The sequence below is a fragment of the Sphingomonas sp. 1F27F7B genome, from assembly GCF_005503355.1.
Lineage (GTDB): Bacteria > Pseudomonadota > Alphaproteobacteria > Sphingomonadales > Sphingomonadaceae > Sphingomonas.
Genome location: NZ_SCMK01000029.1, coordinates 18437 through 36601 on the forward strand (window position 1 = coordinate 18437; position 18165 = coordinate 36601).

Annotated in this window: 13 protein-coding genes and 1 pseudogene; 4 read left to right on the plus strand and 10 right to left on the minus strand. The window is 66.2% G+C overall.

The genetic code is table 11. From position 1 onward, the window contains the following. Window position 1: 1 nt before the first annotated feature. From FFS08_RS20450 to FFS08_RS20470, 5 genes are all read right to left on the minus strand, one after another. Window positions 2-769, minus strand: coding sequence for an SDR family NAD(P)-dependent oxidoreductase (locus tag FFS08_RS20450; RefSeq protein ID WP_137861748.1), 768 nt, complete (start codon window positions 767-769; stop codon window positions 2-4). Window positions 770-879: 110 nt separating this feature from the next. Continuing rightward, window positions 880-2076: an alpha/beta fold hydrolase gene (locus FFS08_RS20455; RefSeq protein WP_137861749.1), complete on the minus strand. Its 1197-nt coding sequence runs from the start codon at window positions 2074-2076 to the stop codon at window positions 880-882. 123 nt (window positions 2077-2199) lie between these two features. Further along, window positions 2200-5445: a TonB-dependent receptor gene (locus FFS08_RS20460; protein ID WP_137861750.1), complete on the minus strand. Its 3246-nt coding sequence runs from the start codon at window positions 5443-5445 to the stop codon at window positions 2200-2202. An 86-nt stretch (window positions 5446-5531) separates the two neighbouring features. Further along, window positions 5532-6590, minus strand: a complete 1059-nt coding sequence (locus FFS08_RS20465; protein ID WP_137861751.1) for a FecR family protein — start codon at window positions 6588-6590, stop codon at window positions 5532-5534. After that, window positions 6587-7126, minus strand: coding sequence for an RNA polymerase sigma factor (locus tag FFS08_RS20470; RefSeq protein WP_137871854.1), 540 nt, complete (start codon window positions 7124-7126; stop codon window positions 6587-6589). The genes FFS08_RS20465 and FFS08_RS20470 overlap by 4 nt, the downstream gene beginning before the upstream one ends. Window positions 7127-7361: 235 nt before the next feature. Here FFS08_RS20470 and FFS08_RS20475 point away from each other — a divergent pair, with 235 nt between their 5' ends. Next, window positions 7362-8876: a DUF1800 domain-containing protein gene (locus FFS08_RS20475; RefSeq protein ID WP_137861753.1), complete on the plus strand. Its 1515-nt coding sequence runs from the start codon at window positions 7362-7364 to the stop codon at window positions 8874-8876. An 18-nt stretch (window positions 8877-8894) separates the two neighbouring features. Beyond that, window positions 8895-10100, plus strand: a complete 1206-nt coding sequence (locus FFS08_RS20480; RefSeq protein ID WP_212742053.1) for a DUF1501 domain-containing protein — start codon at window positions 8895-8897, stop codon at window positions 10098-10100. Between the two features lie 128 nt (window positions 10101-10228). Here the strand turns inward: FFS08_RS20480 and FFS08_RS20485 are convergent, their stop codons facing one another. Then, window positions 10229-11704: an alpha/beta hydrolase gene (locus FFS08_RS20485; protein ID WP_212742054.1), complete on the minus strand. Its 1476-nt coding sequence runs from the start codon at window positions 11702-11704 to the stop codon at window positions 10229-10231. Window positions 11705-11794: 90 nt separating this feature from the next. Between FFS08_RS20485 and FFS08_RS20490 the strand changes: the two genes are divergently transcribed. Continuing rightward, window positions 11795-13234, plus strand: coding sequence for a LytR/AlgR family response regulator transcription factor (locus FFS08_RS20490; protein ID WP_137861755.1), 1440 nt, complete (start codon window positions 11795-11797; stop codon window positions 13232-13234). Window positions 13235-13378: 144 nt separating this feature from the next. On the opposite strand, the gene FFS08_RS20495 is transcribed toward FFS08_RS20490, so the two are convergent. Then, window positions 13379-14671 carry a hypothetical protein gene (locus FFS08_RS20495; protein WP_137861756.1) on the minus strand — a complete coding sequence of 431 codons (1293 nt, stop codon included), beginning with the start codon at window positions 14669-14671 and terminating at the stop codon, window positions 13379-13381. Between the two features lie 253 nt (window positions 14672-14924). Between FFS08_RS20495 and FFS08_RS20500 the strand changes: the two genes are divergently transcribed. Beyond that, entirely contained in the window at window positions 14925-15302 is a 378-nt protein-coding gene (locus FFS08_RS20500; protein ID WP_283214618.1) for a transposase, read from the plus strand. A gap of 41 nt (window positions 15303-15343) precedes the next feature. On the opposite strand, the pseudogene FFS08_RS20505 reads toward FFS08_RS20500, so the two are convergent. The 3 genes and pseudogenes from FFS08_RS20505 to FFS08_RS20515 all read right to left on the minus strand — a co-directional run. Next, window positions 15344-15631, minus strand: a pseudogene (locus tag FFS08_RS20505) (DoxX family protein); the annotation flags it as partial. Window positions 15632-15682: 51 nt separating this feature from the next. After that, entirely contained in the window at window positions 15683-16861 is a 1179-nt protein-coding gene (locus FFS08_RS20510; RefSeq protein ID WP_249341001.1) for an NAD(P)/FAD-dependent oxidoreductase, read from the minus strand. Further along, complete coding sequence (locus tag FFS08_RS20515; RefSeq protein WP_137861758.1) at window positions 16858-18153, minus strand: dipeptidase; 1296 nt, start codon at window positions 18151-18153, stop codon at window positions 16858-16860. Before FFS08_RS20515 ends, FFS08_RS20510 begins: the two co-directional genes overlap by 4 nt. Between the last annotated feature and the right edge of the window lie 12 nt (window positions 18154-18165).

Here is an 18165-nt window from a genome sequence, read left to right on the forward strand (position 1 = left end):
CTCAGGCGCCCAGCGCGATGGTGAGCGACAGCGCGCCGTCGATTGTCACGGTGGTGCCGGTTATATAGTCGGCGGCCGGCGACAGAAGGAAGGCGACCAGAGCCGCCACTTCTTCCGGCCTGCCTGCGCGGCCCCAGGGGATGGCGGCCTCCTTGGCCTTCAACTCGGCAGGGTTGTCGAGCGCCGACTGATTCATCGGTGTCAGGATCATCCCGGGTGCGACGCCGTTCACTGCGATGCCCCTCGGCGCCAGCTCAAGTGCCAGCGTCGCGGTAAGCTGCGACAAGCCGCCCTTGGCGGAATCATAATCGGTTCCGCCGGATCGGGGCGCCTTTTCGTGGATCGACGAGATGTTGACGATTCTGCCCCTGAGCCCGCTTCCCTCCAGCCCGCGGACGAAGCGGCGGCAGGTGAGGAAGGGGCCGTAGAGATCGGATCGGACGACTCGATCGAATTGCGCGAGCTCCATCCTCGCAAGTTCGACTCCGCTCATGTTCAGCCCGGCCGAGTTCACGAGCAAGGTTGCAGCCCCGAACATTTTCTCGGCAGTCGCGAACAGGCGCTCCACTTCGCCTTCGTCTGCGACATCGGTCTGGACGGCGACGGCACGGCCGGGCCCGCCGATCGCCTCGCACACTGCCTGCGCGGCCGCGGCATCCTTGAAATAGGTGAGCACGACGCGCGCACCGGCCGCGCCCAGCGCCCTGGCACAGGCGGCACCGATTCCCGACTCTCCGCCGGTGACGACCGCAACCCGATTTTCGAACATCGATACGCCTCGGCAATGACGAATTGTTGAAGCTGTCGAACGCTCGTCAGCGTGCTTCGGACCCAAGGATCCCCGGGCTTCGGGCAATCAACCTGGCCGGCGCCCGTTCCTCACTCGCCGGCGGCAAGGCGCTTCAGCACGGCCTTCGCGTTCGCATTGCCGGGATTGAGCGCAACCGATTTGCGATACATTGCGATGGCGTCGTCCTTGCGCCCCGCCTTCAGCAGCGCCTCGCCATAGCTGTCATAGGCATTCCAGCTGTCGGGATGCAATTCGGTGTTGAGCTTGAGGACGTCGACGGCGATCGGCAGCTGGCCGGGCATCAGGCGGTAGCCCCAGTCGTTCAAATCCCTTTCCGAATGCCTGAACGCAGCCTCACGCCGGCCCGCTTCGTTTGCCGCGCCGACCGCGTGAGCCGCTGCCCGCTGCAGCAAGGCCGTGCGAACCGCCGGCGCCACGATGCGGGCATAGGCCTTGACGATCGCACTGACGATGAGCGCAGGATTGTCGCGGAAGATGTAATGGCCCGCGCCATGGGCCGTGATCCCTTCCCGGTTCGGTGCGGCGCTCGCGAACTGGCGATGGCAGTCGCGCCAGCGCTCGACATCGCCGGGATCGGGAAAGGGCGGGCGCTCCGACACCAGATCGATCGCGGGTATCGTCGCAGGAAAGGGGGTGCGCCGCATCACGTCGACGGTTCGGGGGATATTGGCGGACTGATAATATCTGCCGAGCTCGCCCTGGGCCTTGAGCCCGGGCAGATCGCCATCGATTTCGGACATGAGCTTCCCGACATAGGCCGGCGTGAACCAGCAGGCGTGATTGGCATCGATCAGGACGGCATAGCGGACCCGGCCGGGATGGCGCGCCGCATAGAGTGTCGAATAGAAGCCGCCATAGGAATGCGCCACCAGCACGATCTGCCGATCGTAGCCCAGCGTCTTCAAGGCGCTTTCCAGGTCGGCGACGCCGTTCAGGATGCCGTGATCCTCGATCCGGCCGCCGGCGCGAACCTCGCTCTTGCCGAACCCTGCGCGATCATAGGCGAGGACGGGCGCCCCGGTGACGGCGGCGACCGAGGAGGCGATCTCGCCCCAGACGCCGGCATCGTCGCCGCCGCCGGCTTCGAACAGGATCGGCGTCCCGCGACCCGGGATGATGATGAAGTGGAGACGGTGGCCGCCGACATCGACCATCCTGTCCAGCGACGTGGCGGCGCCCTGCCGGGGCGGGGCGCCCCCAGCCGACGGCGTTGCCGGAAGCAACCAGAACAGCATCGCAACCATCGCGGCGAATCTCGATCGCATGGCGTCGCATCCTTACCTGGACGGTACGGATTGATGCCGTGCAATCGCACTTCGCGCAATTCCCGACCAGGCAATGGAACCCGCGGCGACGATGGGGACCTTCCCCGTTCGGCCCGACAGACCCTAGAAGCGCTTGCTGAGCGACAGGCCGATGATGCGTGGATCGAGCGTGAAGACATTGGTGGTCAGGCCGCTGTCATCGGAATTGATGAAGGCGCCGGTTATCGGGGTCTTGTTGAAGACGTTCTTGACGTAGAATTGCAGGGCGAAGCCGGATGCGGGGCGCTCCACGGTCAGCGCCAGGTTGGTGTTGTCCCATCCGCGCAGGCGATCGTTCACCGTGTTGTAGACTCTCGCCCAGCTTGCGCCCTGCGCATAATAGTCGGCACGGAAAGTCATCTTCCAGTCGGCGACCGGAACCGAATATTGCCCGCCGAGATTGAAGGTCCAGTGCGGCGCGTTGGGCAGTTCCTTGCCCGACAGGTCGGCATAGAATCCGCGCCCCTGATTCTGGCCGACATCGGCATAGGTCAGCGGGTCATAGACGAAGCCGCCGATGCCGCTGCCCGCCGAGCCGGGGATGAAGTTCCCCACGATGAACTCGTTCACATAGGGGCAGAAACCCGTGATCCGGATATCGACGATGTTGCCGAAGCGGCGCGGATTGGCAGCCGTCGCGGCGAGATATTTCTCGACCAGCGCTTTGGGCGCGATGCAATTGGATGCCGTCTGGATCCACGGCTTGATCAGCATCCAGTCGTCATGACCCTGAAGCCGGTTCATGACGTCGATCGATTTCATGCCCTTGCCGATACGGGTCTTGAGCAGGCCGAGATTCGCGTTGAAGCTCAGCCGCGGCGTGGGGCGCCAGATCGATTCCAGCTCCAGCCCGTAGTTGGTCGCGTTGAAATTCTCGTTCTTCGTGGCGCGGTCGATGATCTGTGAAACCTGATAATCCTTGTAGTCGTAGAAGAAGGCCGTCGCGTTCAGCGTCAGCTTGCCGCCGGCCAGGCTGTTCTTGGTGCCGATCTCCAGCGCATTGACATATTCGGGACGGAAGCGCGCGTCGTGGGTGAAGGAACCGATGGCCTGCGGATCGAAGCCGATCCCCGGCGAATTGGTGCCGCCGGCCTTGTAGCCCCGCGCATAGGATGCGTAGATGAGGGTATCGTCGGTGAACGACAGCCGCGGCTTCCAGTCCACCACCAACCGCCCGGTCAGCGCGCCCCATTTCTGGCGGATGTCGGGCGAGGCCGGATAGCCGCTATTGACCAGCCCGACGCCCAGCAAGCCCGGCGTCAGCAGCAGCTGGCTCGGATAGGGCGTGGTGACCTTGATGTCGCGCGTATAGCGCAGGCCCGCAGTGAGCTTCAGAGTGGGCGCGGCCTTCCAATAGACTTCGCCGAAGCCGGCCCAGGACTGGGTATTGGCCCGATTGCGGCTGCGGAAATAATTGTGGCCGTCGCCGTCGATCCGGCCGATCGGATTCGGATCGGCATAGATGCAGGCGAAGCCCGCGTTCAAATAGGGAGGCGTGGTTACGCCCTTCCGGCAGAGGTCGCTCGGCGGCACGTCGGGACTGGCGCGAAGCACGCCGCCGTTGATCACCGATGCGATCAGCGAGAAAGTGTTGCTGAACAGGAAATAGTCTTCGTCGACGTCGAATTTCAGATAATTTACGCCGACGTTGAAATTCAGCTTTCCGGCGAAGGAGGATTGCAGCCGCATCTCCTGCGACCATTGAGAGCTCTTGGCCCGCACCAGGTCGACGGCGAGATATTTGTTCGAGCAGCCGAGCTGCGGATCGCAGAAGCTGCCGCCCGGCAGGAGATTGGTGTTCCCGGTGGGAGAGAGCAGGGACGTGTCGTTGAAGACCGGCAGGGACTGGAAGCGCGCATAATCCTGGGTCGAGTAATAATTGTCGCGTGACCATCCCGTCTGCGACACCAGCTTCAGCCCGTCGTCCAACCCCATTTCGAAATTGAACTGCGCGATGTCGTTCTTCGCCCGGAAGCGAGGATCATAGGTAGTCGCAATCTCGCGCAGATCGTGCGATTGGACCGCACCGGCAAAGGGATCGGTTCCGAACGGAATGGCAAAGACCGCGGCGTTCGCATTCGTGAACCCGACCACTCCGGTGATGCCGACGCTGGCGGCGACGACGTTCGGCAGGCTGGCGCCGTTGGGAACCCCGAACGCGCCATCGTCATAGAGCGACCCGGGCCGGCACCCCTGGCTGAAGAAGCCGCGATTCTGAGGATAGATCGAAACGCCGTCGAGCGCAGTGGGCGAGGGATCGTTGTGGCACAGCTGCTTGCCGGTCCGCGAGCGGTCGTCGTCTTCGGAGAAATGCTCCCAGATCAGGCTGACGGTGAGGCGGGACGATGGCTGCCAGAAGATCGATCCGCGCGCACCCCACAGGTCGCGGCCGTTCACCCGGCGCTGGGTCGCGATGTTGTAGTCATAGCCGTCGCGAGAGGTCCAGGCGCCGGCCGCCCTGACGGCAAGCGTATCGGTGAGGGGTATGTTCAGCATTCCGCTCGCGCGCATCGTCGCATAGTTGCCGGTCTCCAGCTTGAGCGAGCCGGCGAGCCGATCGGGATCGGCCAGAGTCGGGATCATGTTGACCACCCCGGCAGTTGCGTTGCGGCCATAAAGCGTGCCCTGCGGCCCGCGCAGCACCTCGACGCGCTGGACGTCGAAATACTCCTGCTCGAACAATCTGTTGCGGACCATCGGCATCGAATTGAAGCTGATCGCGACTGCCGGGTCGGTCGTCACCGACAGCGCCTGGGTGCCGATCCCGCGGATCTGGAAATTGTAGCTGGCGAAATTGGTCTTGGTGAAGCTGACGTTCGGCGTGCCGCGCAGCAGCTCCGATCCGCCCTCGATCTTCTGATCGTCCAGCGACTTGGCCGAGAAGACCGAAATGGCGATGGGGACGTCCTGGATCTTCTCCCTGGCCTTTTGCGCCGTCACGATGATATCCGCCTCGGCCGGCTGATCCTGCGCGCTGCCGATGCCGTCGGCTCCCGCGCCGGATTGCGACGCCGGTTCGATGAGGATCGCTCCCGAGGATGTCGGGCGGGCGCGCAGGCCGGATCCGACCAGCAGCCGCTGCAGCACCTCGACGATGGAATAGCTTCCCCGCACCGCAGGCGCCTTGCGCGACCGGACGAGATCCGCGTTGAACTCGATCTCGCGGTGGCTCTGGATGGCCGCGCGGTTCAGCGCCGCGCCCAGATCCTGCGCGGGAATGTCGAAATCCGTCCTGGGATCGCCCTGCGCCGCAGCCGGTGCCGAAATCCACAATGAAGCGCAACCGGCAAGAGCCACGGCCCTTGCGCACAGCCCGATGCGACGTGCCATCGATATCCTCCCCTCCAAGGGCGCCGTTATCGGCTGCCGATTTCAGGGACGCATGCGAGCCGGGAACCCGTAACCTCGCTGTCATTTTATTCGGACGGAGGCAGCAAGAGCGGGTTGCCCCGCGCGTCGTGCGCCACGCGGAGATGGAAGACTTCCGACATCGATTCCGCGAAATGCTGCGAATCGCCGGTCCTGAAGACGCCGCTGACCCTGAGGCTTGCGATCTTCGGATCGCCCAGACCGATGGGTCGCGCGGTATAGCGGTTCATTTCGGCAATTGCCTGCCCCAGCGGCATATCATTGAACGACAAGGTTCCCGAGGTCCAGCTGGCCGCGCTCTCCGCTTCCGATGTGGACACGCGCAGCGAGCCGGGCCGGACGGAGTCGAAGAGCTCGCCGGCGGTCATGGTGACTTCGCCCGACCGGCGATCGAGCATGGCGGAGCCGGCGGCCTTCAGCCTGGCCACGCGGACGACGCCTTCGATGAGCGCAACGCTCGTCTTCGGGATCCGGCCGCCATCTTCTATCCGGACATTGAATCGCGTGCCCACCGCCGTCACGCGCTGCGTACCGGCATAGACCCGGAACGGCGTCGGCCGGTGCTTGGCGACGACGAACAGCGCCTGGCCCTTCAGCAGCCGGATCCCCCGCTCCTTGCCGGTATAGGCGATGCGCATCGCACTGTCGGTATCCAGCACCGCCAGGGAGCCGTCAGGCAGCGCGACTTCGGCGCGGCCCCCGACGGTGGTTCGATAGAGCGCGCCCGCCGCGTCGCCGGCGGCTATTCCGTTGCGATGCGTCAGTCCGGGGTGGATCAGGCCGAGAACGACGATCGGGATGAGGACGACAAGCAGCAATGCAGCCGCGACCGCCACGCCGAACATCGGCCCGCGATGGTCCGGCCGGGCCTGCAGCGCCAGCGAGCGCATCGCCAGCAATTCCTCGTCGGCGGCATTGTCGGCAACCGTTTGCAGCGCCGCGCTCACGTCATCCCAGGCTGCCTGGTGACGCGGATCGTCCGCGAGCCACGCCTCCAGGCGCGCGCGGTCCGCGGCGCCCGACGCGCCATTCTCGCCCCGCAGAAACCAGCTGGCCGCGATTTCGTGCGGCGACATCTTCGGCGCTTCGCGCTGGAAATGGCTCATGATCGCCGCCCCGCTCTTTCACCGAGATAGACGATGGCCCTGTGCAGATGCTTCTCCACCGTGTTGAGTGAGACGCCGAGCTGGCGCGCGATCTCGGTCTGCTTCCTCTGCTCGAGCCTCGCCAGGACGAAGATCGTGCGGGTGCGCTCGGGAAGTTCCTTCAACGCCACGACGACGGCGCGCAGGGCTTCCCGCCCCTCGCAGATGGTTTCCGGGTCGAGGTCCAGCGGCGCATGTCGAACATCATCGAACAGCTCGTGCCGGTCATTTGCGCGGACGGTGGCGCGGCGATGCAGGTCCGTCGCTACATTCGCCGCCGTTGCGAAGATATAGCTCTCGGGCCGGTGCACTTCATCGGCGAGCGCCTTGCGCTTGCTCAACCGGACGAAGACTTCCTGCACGGCATCTTCGGCATCGAGCGGCGCAACGCCTCGCCGCCGGAAATAGCGGATCAACGTCGATCGATACTGCCGCGCCAGATCATCGACCACGTGGCGATCGACATCCAGGCTTCGGATCGAGCTCTTGCCTTTCATGGACGGATGATCAGCATTTTTCGGCGCCCCGATATCAGGAGATTCTATCGCAGGGACGTCCGCTGGCGCAAATGCCGTAAGGGATTGCCACGGACAGACGCCGCTATCGCCAGACAGCACCGGTTCATTTTGGAAGGCGCATGTCGAATGAAGCGGATCGCGCCAGTGACGCTTGTCGGCCTTCCGGGCTCAACGGGTTCGTTGCATTGGCCGATCGTTCAGGAATCATCGGCAGATGACGAGAGTTCAGCTCAGCATTCCTGCGGTCGCGATGGCGCTGTGCGCCTTGTCGGTGCCGTCGCAGGGGAGATCGATCGGCACCGTTGACAAGCTGACCTGGGCCGACAGGCTGACATGGGGCAAGGAAACATCGGCATTCGGCGTTGATGCCGTGCCCGGCACGGGTCATTGGCTGGACGCGCAGCTGCGCGAAGCGTCGGTAGCCTCGCCTCCCGATGTCCAGCGTCAAGTCGACGCCATGCGCATCGCGCGCGAACCGTTGGCGCAGTTGGTCGTCGATGAGGACGCCGCCAATCGCGCGGCCAATGCGTTGATCGACCCCGCCCAGCGCAAGGCGGCGCGGGACGCCTATCAGAAGGACATGAACGCACTGGCCGACGAGGCCCGCACGCGATCGATCCTGCGTGCACTCTACGCCCCCGACCAGCTGCGCGAGCAGATGACCTGGTTCTGGTTCAATCATTTCAACGTCTACGCGCCAAAGCGCGACATCCGGGCGATGGTCGGCGACTATGAGGACACGATCCATACCCATGCGCTAGGCAAGTTCCGCGACCTGCTCGAAGCGACGCTGCGTCATCCGGCGATGCTGCGCTATCTCGACAACGACCAGAATTCGGCAGGGCACATCAACGAGAATTATGCGCGCGAGCTCATGGAGCTTCATACGATGGGCGTTAACTCCGGCTACACTCAGCAGGACGTGCAGGAACTGGCGCGAATCCTGACGGGCGTCGGAGTCGATCTCAAGCCGGACACGCCCAAGCTGAAGCCGCAATGGCAACCGCTCTACGTTCGCGCCGGCCTGTTCGAGTTCAATCCCGCGCGCCACGACTTCGGCGACAAGCATCTTCTGGGACATGCGATCAAGGGGCGCGGCTTTGCGGAAGTCGAGGAAGCGCTCGACCTGATCGCCTCTTCACCGGCAACCGCGCATCACGTCTCGCTGCGGATCGCCACATATTTCATGGGCGACGCGCCGCCGGCCGCCGTCGTGGCGCGGATGGAGCGGACGTTTCGGCGCAGCGACGGCGACATCGCCCAGGTGCTGCGCGCGATGATCGAGTCCCCCGCGTTCAAGACCTCGCTCGGCACGGCGTTCAAGGATCCGGCCCATTACGCGATATCGGCCGTGCGCTATGCCTATGGCGATCGGGTGATCCTCAACGCACAACCGATAATCGGCTGGCTCAACCGGATGGGCGAGGGCCTGTACAATCACGAAACGCCCGATGGCTATGACATGCAGTCGAGCGCCTGGTCGGGGCCGGGCCAGATGGCGACAAGGTTCGACATCGCGCGTCAGATCGGTGGCGGCTCCGCCGGTCTCTTTCGCCCGCCCGGCGCCTCTGCCGACCAGCCGGCGTTTCCGCAATTGCAGAACGCGCTCTATTTCGGCGGGCTCGATGCGACACTTCATCAGCCGACGCGCGATGCGCTTGCCAGGGCGACGTCGCCCCAGGAGTGGAATGCGCTGTTCCTCTCCTCCCCCGAATTCATGCTCCGTTGAACAGCGGGAGATGCCTCGATGCTGCCGATCCACCGCCGCGACTTTCTCAGGGGCGGCGCCGCGCTTGCGCCGCTGGTCATTGCCGGCCGCGCCTTCGCCGCGCCGCAGGCCGGCAGCCGGCTCCTCGTCGTCTTCCTGCGGGGCGCCTATGACGCGACCAGCATCATTGTCCCCTCGAGCAGTGATTTCTACTATCAGTCGCGCCCGACGATCGCGCTGGCCAAGCCCGGTTCCGCCGATCCAAAGGCAGCGCTCGCGCTCGACGCCGACTGGAGCCTGCACCCCGCGCTCAAGGATAGCATCCTGCCCTTGTGGCAACAGCGCCAGATCGCGTTCGTGCCGTTCGCCGGCACCGACGACCTCAGCCGCAGCCATTTCGAAACGCAGGATACGATAGAACTGGGCCAGCCCGTCGGCGGGTCGCGCAACTATGGTTCCGGTTTTCTGGCCCGGCTGGCGCAGATGCTGGGCAAGGACGACCGGCCGATCGCGTTCACCGATCAATTGCCGTTGTGCTTCCGCGGCGATCCCGCGCCGGTGCCCAACCTGGCACTCGCGAATGTCGGAAAGCCGATCGACCAGCGCCAAATGGCCATGATCGAGTCGATGTACGGCAAGAAGGGCCAGCTCGCGCAATCGGTCGCCGCGGGATTCCACGTGCGCGAAACTGTGTTCAAGACCCTCGACGAGGAGATGAAGGCGGCTGGGCGTGGTGCCGTGAGCAGCAAGGGGTTCGAACTGTCGGCGCGACGCATCGGCACGCTGATGCGCGACCAGTTCAACCTGGCGTTCGTCGATGTCGGCGGATGGGACACGCACGTCAACCAGGGCAACGCGACTGGCTATCTGGCCGACCGGATCGGCGAACTCGGGCGCGGACTGGCCGGCTTTGTCGATGCGATCGGACCAAATGCCTGGCGATCGACCACCATCGTCGTCGTCTCCGAATTCGGCCGCACCTTCCGGGAGAATGGCGACAAGGGCACCGATCATGGCCATGGCAGCATCTATTGGGTGATGGGCGGCGGCGTTTCGGGCGGGCGGATGGCGGGCGCGCAAGTGGCGCTGTCGGCAGCGACGCTCAACCAGGCGCGAGACCTGCCGGTGCTTACCGACTACCGCGCCCTGATCGGCGGGCTGGTAGCGCGGCAATATGGGCTGTCGGCCGATAGAATGGCGGCCGTCTTTCCCCGTGCGCAGCCGGCCGATCTGAGGCTGGTCTGACGACACCCCGAAGGGAGGCGTTGTTCGCCTCGCCTTCGCCAAGCTTGCCTTGCGCTTGGATACCAGCCCTCACGCCGCCCTCGCACCTCCCGGGATTCCGCCCTTCGCTTCGCGTTGCCGGCCGCCGATCAAGCGATCCGGAACTTGGGGGGCGGCAGGCTCAGCCGGGTGTCCGCCACAGCCTCGCCGCGGAAGAACCGCACCAGCAGCCCCTGCACATCGGGATGCGCCTCGAACACGTTGTGGCCGGCATTCTCCACAATCACGCGCGCCTTCCGCCGGAACTGCGCCGCCACTTCGTCCTGCTCGGCCAGCACGGTGCGGCCGTCCAGCGTGCCGGCGATCAGCAGCGCGGGATGATTGCTGCGGATCGGTGCCCGGAAGCCTTCGCCCAGATCGACGCCCGGAATGGCACCCACCAGTTGCGGCATCGGGAAGTTCAACGCCTCGCCCAGCACGGCGGTCCTGCCCTCGCGCCGCACCTGTGCCAGGCGGGCCGGCGAGATGCCGGAGGCGAGGTCCATCGCTTCGGGCATCCCGCGAAGGCTGAACAGGTCGGCGGGATCGCCCAGGAATTCCGCCAGCATGTCCGTCTTGCCGGCATCCAGCTCCAGGTACATGGCGGGCAGCACCGCCAGGCCGCGAGGATTCGCGATCAGGCCGCTCGCGATCAACTGCACGCCGAAGCCGCCCATCCGGATCTCGCCGGGCGCGCCGTGCAGCGTCACCTTCATCGCCAGCGGCTGCGCCTCCAGCCTGGCATGCACGCGCCGCATCAGCGCCGGCAGGTCGGGCACCGCGGCGCGCGCGGCGGGATCGACGCCGAGCAGCGCATCGACCTGACGCAGATAGACATCGCTGCGCGCCGGCAGCTTCACTGTCTGGTCCAGTCCCTCCAGGCTAGACAGGGCGACGCGGCTCACCCGGTCGCCATGCCGCTTGAGCACGCACAGCGCCAGATGCGAGCCATAGCTGGTCCCCCACAGGCTGATCTTCTCCGCGCCCAGATGCCGGCGCAGGTCGTCGATGTCGTCGGCACTCTGCTCGGTGTTGTAGCCGGCCATGGCCACGCCGGCCCGGATCCAGTCCGCCCAGGCGCTCCGGAGCTCCTCACGGAAATGCGCCGCCATCCCGGCCTCGGTGAATATCGGCAGCGGACGTTTCGATACCGGCCGTTCGGGGATCGTGCTCGACAGGCCGGTGCCGCGCTGGTCGAAGGCGATGACGTCGGCCACTGCCCGCAACGCCATGAAGATCGGAAAGCGCGGCCCGGTCGCCGCGCCCGATCCCTCGCCACCGGGCCCCCCGGCCAGATAGATGATCGGCGGGCCCGGCCGCGCCGCGGTCGAACGGAAGCGAACATAGCCGAGCTTTATCTTGCGCGAGAGCGGATCGCGGCGATCCTCCGGCACTTCGAAGAAGCCGCGTTCGGCGTCGGTCTCCTCGCCGCGCCGGTCCTTGAAACGGAACGGGCCAGCCTGGGGGGAAGGCGCCGTCTGGGCGGAAGCCCGGACGATTGCCAGGGCGGGAAGAGCGAGGCCGGCGGCGATCACGGCTCGGCGATTGAGCGAGGTGTAGGTCATGTCGCCAACTGAGCGCCTCACGGCACCGGCAGCCATGCCCCTTCGGCCAATGGCGTCCGCACATCGGCGAATGGCGGTGCATCTCGGTGAGCTGCGCCCTAGAGGGAGCGCATGTGGCGAATCCTGCTCCTTAGCGTCCTCCTGATCGGGCTCCCGGCCTCGGCCCTTGCTCGGGACATGTCGTGGCAAGCCTGTCAGCCCGCGGCCGGTCCAACCGGTCCTGCGCTGAGCGACTGCCGGCCGATCGGGGATTTCATCGATCCGCAAGGGCGTGAGCTCTGGATCCGCGCCATCATCGGCGCCCCCACCGACAACCGGCCGCGCATCCTGTATGTGGCCGGCGTCGCCTCGTCAGAGGCTTGGCTCAATGATCGACCCCTGGGCAACAATGGTCGCCCCGCCGCCTCCGCCCGGGCCGAAATCCCCGGACGCTACCAGGCGATCTTTCCGATCGGCGAAAGTGCATGGCGATCCGGCGAGAATGTGCTGGTGCTGCACCTGTCGTCCTTCCACGGCGGCCTGCGCTTCGCCCGCCCGATGAGTGCGATAGGTGTAGGGCCCTATCCCCATGCGCAGCGCATCGTGCCGCTGGCGGTCACCTTCGTGGCCGCCGGCATTCTGTTGGCCGCGGCGTTCGGCTTTGGCGTCATCCATGCCATGCGCCGCACGGGATCCAGCCTGATCCTGGCCGCGATGGCAGGGGTCGCAACGCTGCAGGCCATCGTCGAGAGCCTGCGGGCGCTGTTCGATTATTCCTATCCCCTGCATGCCTGGCGAATGAGCGCTATCTGGGTGCTGGCGGCCGCCTTCGCGATTCTGCTGGTCACTTATGTCTCCACTCGGTTCCTGCCCAGACAGCGCGGCGCCATGGTCGGCCTGGCCCTGGGCGCGGTCGGGGCAACGGCGTTGCTTCCGGGATTCGACGTGAAGACGGTTTGGGCGTTGACCGTGGGCGTAGCGCTTGCCGTCGTGCCGGCCGGCGCCGGCGCGCGCATGCGTATCCCTGGCGCGCGGCCGACGCTTGCCTGGCTGGCGCTGTTCCTCGCGCTGGCGTTCGGGTTTCCCAACTGGTTGTCCGACCTGTCCTATTTCCTGCTCGCTGCCGCCCTCGTGCTGCCGCTGCTGATGTTCGAAGTCGTGCGACTGGGCCGCGACGACCGGGGCCGCGAGGCTGCCCTGACCCGCGCCGCCAGCCGTCCGGACCGCTTGACCGTAGCCTCGGCACGCGGCGTCGAGCTGGTGCCGATCCCGGAGATCCTGGCCGTGCTGGGAGCGGACGACTATGTCGAGCTGCGGCTGGTCGGCGGTCGCAGCTTGCTGCACGCCGCGCGCCTCGACGGCTTGGCGGCCCAGTTGCCGCCGGGCTTTCTGCGGGTCCACCGGTCGGTGATCGCCAACCTGTCCCAGGTGCAGCGCCTGGAACGTGACGGCGACCGCTGGCGGCTGCACATGCGCGAAGGCACGCCTCTTCCGGTCAGCCGCTCCCGCCAGCCTGCCTTGCGAGAAGCCATGGACGCTCCTCCGCCGGTGCTTGTCGCAGCCGGACCATAGCCGATCCGCGCGCCGTCCCGCGCCGCCGATCATCATTCACCGATCCCACAGGGGCTTCACCGATCCGGTGTCGGTTTCCCGCCGGAACTGGGGTGCGCGGCCCCGAGTCCATCGGAGAGATCACGGCCGAAAATCGAGCCCCTGCTACCGCGCTGCGCTCGTATCCCCGGTCGCCGATCCGGACGATCGCCGTCGGCGAAGCTGCCTCCGGAAGTGTTCCACCAGGAGCGAGAGACCGCAGGCGCCGCAGAATGCGAGCGGCGCGTAGATCAGATACGTATAGCGCATCACCGGCTGAAAGGGCGCGACCGCCAGAACCGGAACGATGATCGGTATCGCAACGAACAGCCATCGCCGCCCGCCCAGTCCGAGCCCCGCGATCAAGCCCCCGATGCCAAGCAGCCCGACCATGGTCGCCAGCGCCGACTGAATCGGTGCGAGCCCCTGGATTCCCCAGATGCGGAAGATCCAGGGACCCGGAGTGATCATGTCGCCGACATGGGCCAGCATCACGGCGACCGCCCGTCCGGGATTCGCGGCGATCGTCGCCATCGCCTCGTTGCCCAATGCGCGGGAATAGGCCAGCTCTCCTCCCCTGGCCACCATCGTCGCGCGGGCCTCGCGGCTCTGAAGCGGATGGATCGCGTGCAATCGCGCGACGAACGCATCATCGCGATCACCGCGAACAGGGACGCCGGGATAATGCGCAAGGGCGAGTTCCAGCCCGGCATTGCTCCGAAGCAGCACGGGCTCGCCGAGAACGCGCTGGTTGCGAATCGCCCAGGGGACCACGAACATCGCCAGGAGCAGAACCGACATCGTCATGCGCCGGGCAAGGACGCCCAGCGGCACCCGCCCGGCCCATAGGAGCGCCAGCGAGAGGAACGCCGCGGCCCCCATCAGCGGATTGACGAAGAACAATAGCGGCGCTGTCGCGATGACCACATGGACGTGCCGGCGCGGCGCATCCTCGCGGTCGGCCGCCAGGGCCTGATCCAGCATCAGTGCCGACAGAAAGGCCGCCAGCCCCCCTTCCCAGACGCGGAAATCCACTGCCTCCTGCGCGATATAGGTAGGCGCCAGGCAGAGAAAGGCCAGCGCGAGGAGGCGCGGCCCCACGCCGACGCCCAGCCGCGCAAAGGCCCGGTCCAGCAGCAGATAGCTGCCGAGGGCGAGGCCGATCGACCATGCGGCCAGCACCAGCTCCGCGAGCGGCGTATAGCCGAGCAGCCAATAGACCGTACCGGCGAGACCGGGGCTGATCGGAAGCAGATGCGCGGTCGCGCCATGATCCAAGCCATAGGCGGATGCGAAGCCATGCCCCTGGGAGAATGCATAGGCGACGAGGAAGGCTTCGCCGCCGGCGCTCCAGGCGGAGCTTGCGACGCTCCACGCCACGCGCTCGACGATGGCGGCCGCGAGGAGTGCGAATATCACGCCCCTGCGCCAGCGTGACAGCCTCGACGCAATCCGCTCGCCGGCCTGTCCGTTCCGCTCTCCCCCGCCCACGTCCATGCCCTCTCCCAGAAGCCTTGCGACCGCATAGGCTGTAGCCGCGTCCCAGAAGACATGCCCCACCCGTCCGCAGCGTGGGATGGGCATGCGTGCGCACCTAGAATACCGGGAACCCGCCCTCAACACTCCAATGCGGACATGGCGGACGACTTGATAGTCGTTGCCGAAGAAAGTGATGCTCATATCGAGCGCCGGGCACTCGCCCCCCAAGCGGGCCAAAGTCGGTGCATCCGGGTCACGTGATTATATCGGCGCGGCTGCTCTGCTGGACGAATTGCCAAAGGCGCAATGGCTGCTCGCCGACCGGGGCTATGACGCCGACTGGTTCCGGGACGCACTGCGGGAGAAAGGCATAAAGCCTTGCATACCCGGCCGAAAAGCGCGCAACGAGCCGATCAGATGCGACAAACGCCGTTACAAGCACCGCAGCCGCATCGAGATCATGTTCGGCCGCCTGAAGAACGGGCGCCGCGTCGCAACCCGCTACGACCGATACCCAACCGCCTTCTTCTCCGCCATCGCGCTTGCTGGCACCGCCATCTTCTGGCTCTGATCAATGGGCCCTGACCCTAACCATCCCTGTTTGGCCGCTGCCTATTCCGAAATCCTGACGCGACGATGCAAAGCATCCAACGACCAGGCGCCACCTCCACGAAAGATCAGCGGCAACAGGATCGCCGTCCAGCTCAAATGGGTGGGCCAGGCATCGGGATGGACGAAGACCTCGATCACCAAAGTCATGCCAAGCAGCGCCAGCGCCGAGAAGCGCGTTGCGAGACCCAATATCAGCAGGATCGAGAAGACATGCTCGGACCAGGTCGCCGCCACCGCCGCGATCTGGGGCGGGATCAGCGGCAGCGCATATTCGGTGCGGAAGAGTTCTATAGCCACGCATGTCGATCGCGTGCCGCCGAGCAGCTGGACGCTCGACGCCTAGGCGAAGCGGCCGAGCCGGTAATTGGCAAGCGGATCGGCGACTACGCCATCGAGTATCTCCAGCGCGGCCAGCCGGCCCAGCGCGGGCGCCAGCGTGACGCCGCTATGGGTGACCGCGACATAGAGACCGCCCAGGCGCGGCGCGAAGCCGACGACCGGCAAGGAATCCCTGGGGACCACGCGCTGGCCAATACTGACCCGTTCGATCTCGGCCTTCCCCAAAGCGGGAAGATAGCAAGCGGCGGCGTCCTGGATGGTCTTCCCGAAGGCCTCCACTCCGGCACCCGCCGGTGCCCCGCCTTCATGCCCGCTGATGCTGGCGACGAAGCGCCCGTCGGGCATCTGCTTGAAGGTGCTGCGCGGCCCGAAGACGACTCGATCGAGCGCCGGCCTTTGCGGCCTTGTGTGGAGCAGGACGCCGGGCGAAGCGGTGAGCGGCAGTTGCACGCCGGCCTGTGCCGCCAGCGCCTCGCTGCCCAGGCCGGCCGCCAACACCACGGTATCCGCCTCGATCGCGCCGTCCGCCGTTCGCACGCCAACGGCCTTCCCGTCCCGGACGATGAGCGAATGCACCGCCACTGGCGCCCGCAGCTTCGTCCCGAGCTTGCCCGCCCGCTCGATCAGCGCGGCCACGGCACCGGCCGGGTCCACCGCGCCCTCTTCAGGGAAGAAGGCCGCCGCGGAGACCAGGCCGATGGCGAGCCCGGGCAACAACGCCTGGAGCCCGGGCGCGTCCAGGCGACGCCCGGCATAGCCCCATTGCTGCACGATCCGCAGGCTCTCGCCCAGCTTCGCGGACTCGGCTTCGCTATCGCGCCAATAGGTGGCACCACCCCATTGCAGGGGAAGCGCCGCCCCCGGCTCCCGCTGCCAGATCCGCCAGCCGGCCATGCCCAGCCAGTTCAGCTGGAAATAGGGCCGCGAGCCGGTCTTGGTCGAGGCGTTGAGATAGGCGAAGGAATCGCCCGTCGCCCCCGCCGCAGCCTTGGACTTCTCGAGGAGGGTGACCGCCACGCCGCGCTTTGCGAGTTCGTAGGCGATTGCGGCGCCGACGATCCCCGCACCGATCACGATCGCCGAACGGCTCCCCGGTGCAACGGGACGGGCACGCGCTGCCCCGGGGAGCAGTGGAGCGGCGGCAAGCAGCCCCAATGTTGCGCGGCGGTCGATCCTCACTTGCCGGCCCTCGGCTTGGCGAGCGCCTGCACCTGGCCCCAGACGCGCAGGAAGTTGCCGCCCCACAGCTTCGCGATATCCGCCTCGCCATAGCCGCGACGCTGCAGTTCGGCGGTGATGTTGACGGACTCGCCGACATCGTTCCAGCCGATGACGCCGCCGCCATGGTTGAAGTCGGACGAGATGCCGACATGGTCGATGCCGATCTTCTTCACGACATAGTCGATCTGGTCGACATAATCCTTCAGCGTCGCGCGATAGTCCGGGCTGCCGGTGATCTCGTGGAATTCCGCGCTGTACTTTGCGAAGACCTCGGGCGGGAGCACCTTCACGCCCTTGTCCGACAGCGGCTGGATGCCCGCAGGCGTCTTGTCCTCGGGAATGCCGTAGCGGCGGCGGACCGCATTGAGCTTGGCAAGCGCTTCAGGCGGAAATGCCTTCACCCAGGAGCTATAGGCGTTGATCGCGACCACGCCGCCCTTCGCCGCGATCGCCTGCAACGTCGCGTCGTCGAGGTTGCGCGGATGATCGATCACCGCGCGCGCGTTCGAATGCGAGGCGATCACCGGCGCGCGGCTCAGCTCCAGCACCTGCCGCACCGCCTGCCCCGTGATCTGCGACACGTCGATGACCACGCCGAGATCGTTGAGCCGAGCGACGGCCTGCCGCCCGAGCGGCGAGAGCCCGCCATGTTCGCTCAGCTTGTCGCCGCGCAGCAAATTGGGCCGGGCGGAATCCGCCAGGTCGTTGTTGCCGGCATGGGTGAAACCGAAGATCGACACTCCCTTGTCGTGCCAGGCATCGAGCTGGCGCAGATCCTTGCCGATCAGATTGCCGTTGAGGATCGACAGGATGATCGCAACCCGGCCCGAGCCCTCGATCGCGCGCAGCGCATCGGGCGAATGGGCAATCGCGGCCTGTTCGGGATAGCGCGCGACCACGCCCTGGATGGCGGACAGCTTCTGCTGCCCCTTGGCCGCGGCTTCGGCATAGCCGGCGGGCGTCCGGGCGTTCTGAGGCACGAAGATCGCCAGCACGACGCCCTTCAGCCGGCCGCGCTTCGCCTTGACGAAGTCGAACTGGTCGGGGCCGTCCTTGCCCGGATCATGCTCCCCGGTGCCGAAGTCGAAGGGAATGTCGAGATGGTTGTCGAGATTGGGCAGCCGCTCCTGGAGGGCGGTCGCCGCCTGGAGCTGTTCCGGCGTGAAGCTCTGGGCATGCGCGCCGGCAAGGGGCAGCGCCGTTCCTGCCAGCAGCAGGAGCAGCTTCGAACGAAGGGCAAATCGGGCCATGGAATGTCTCGC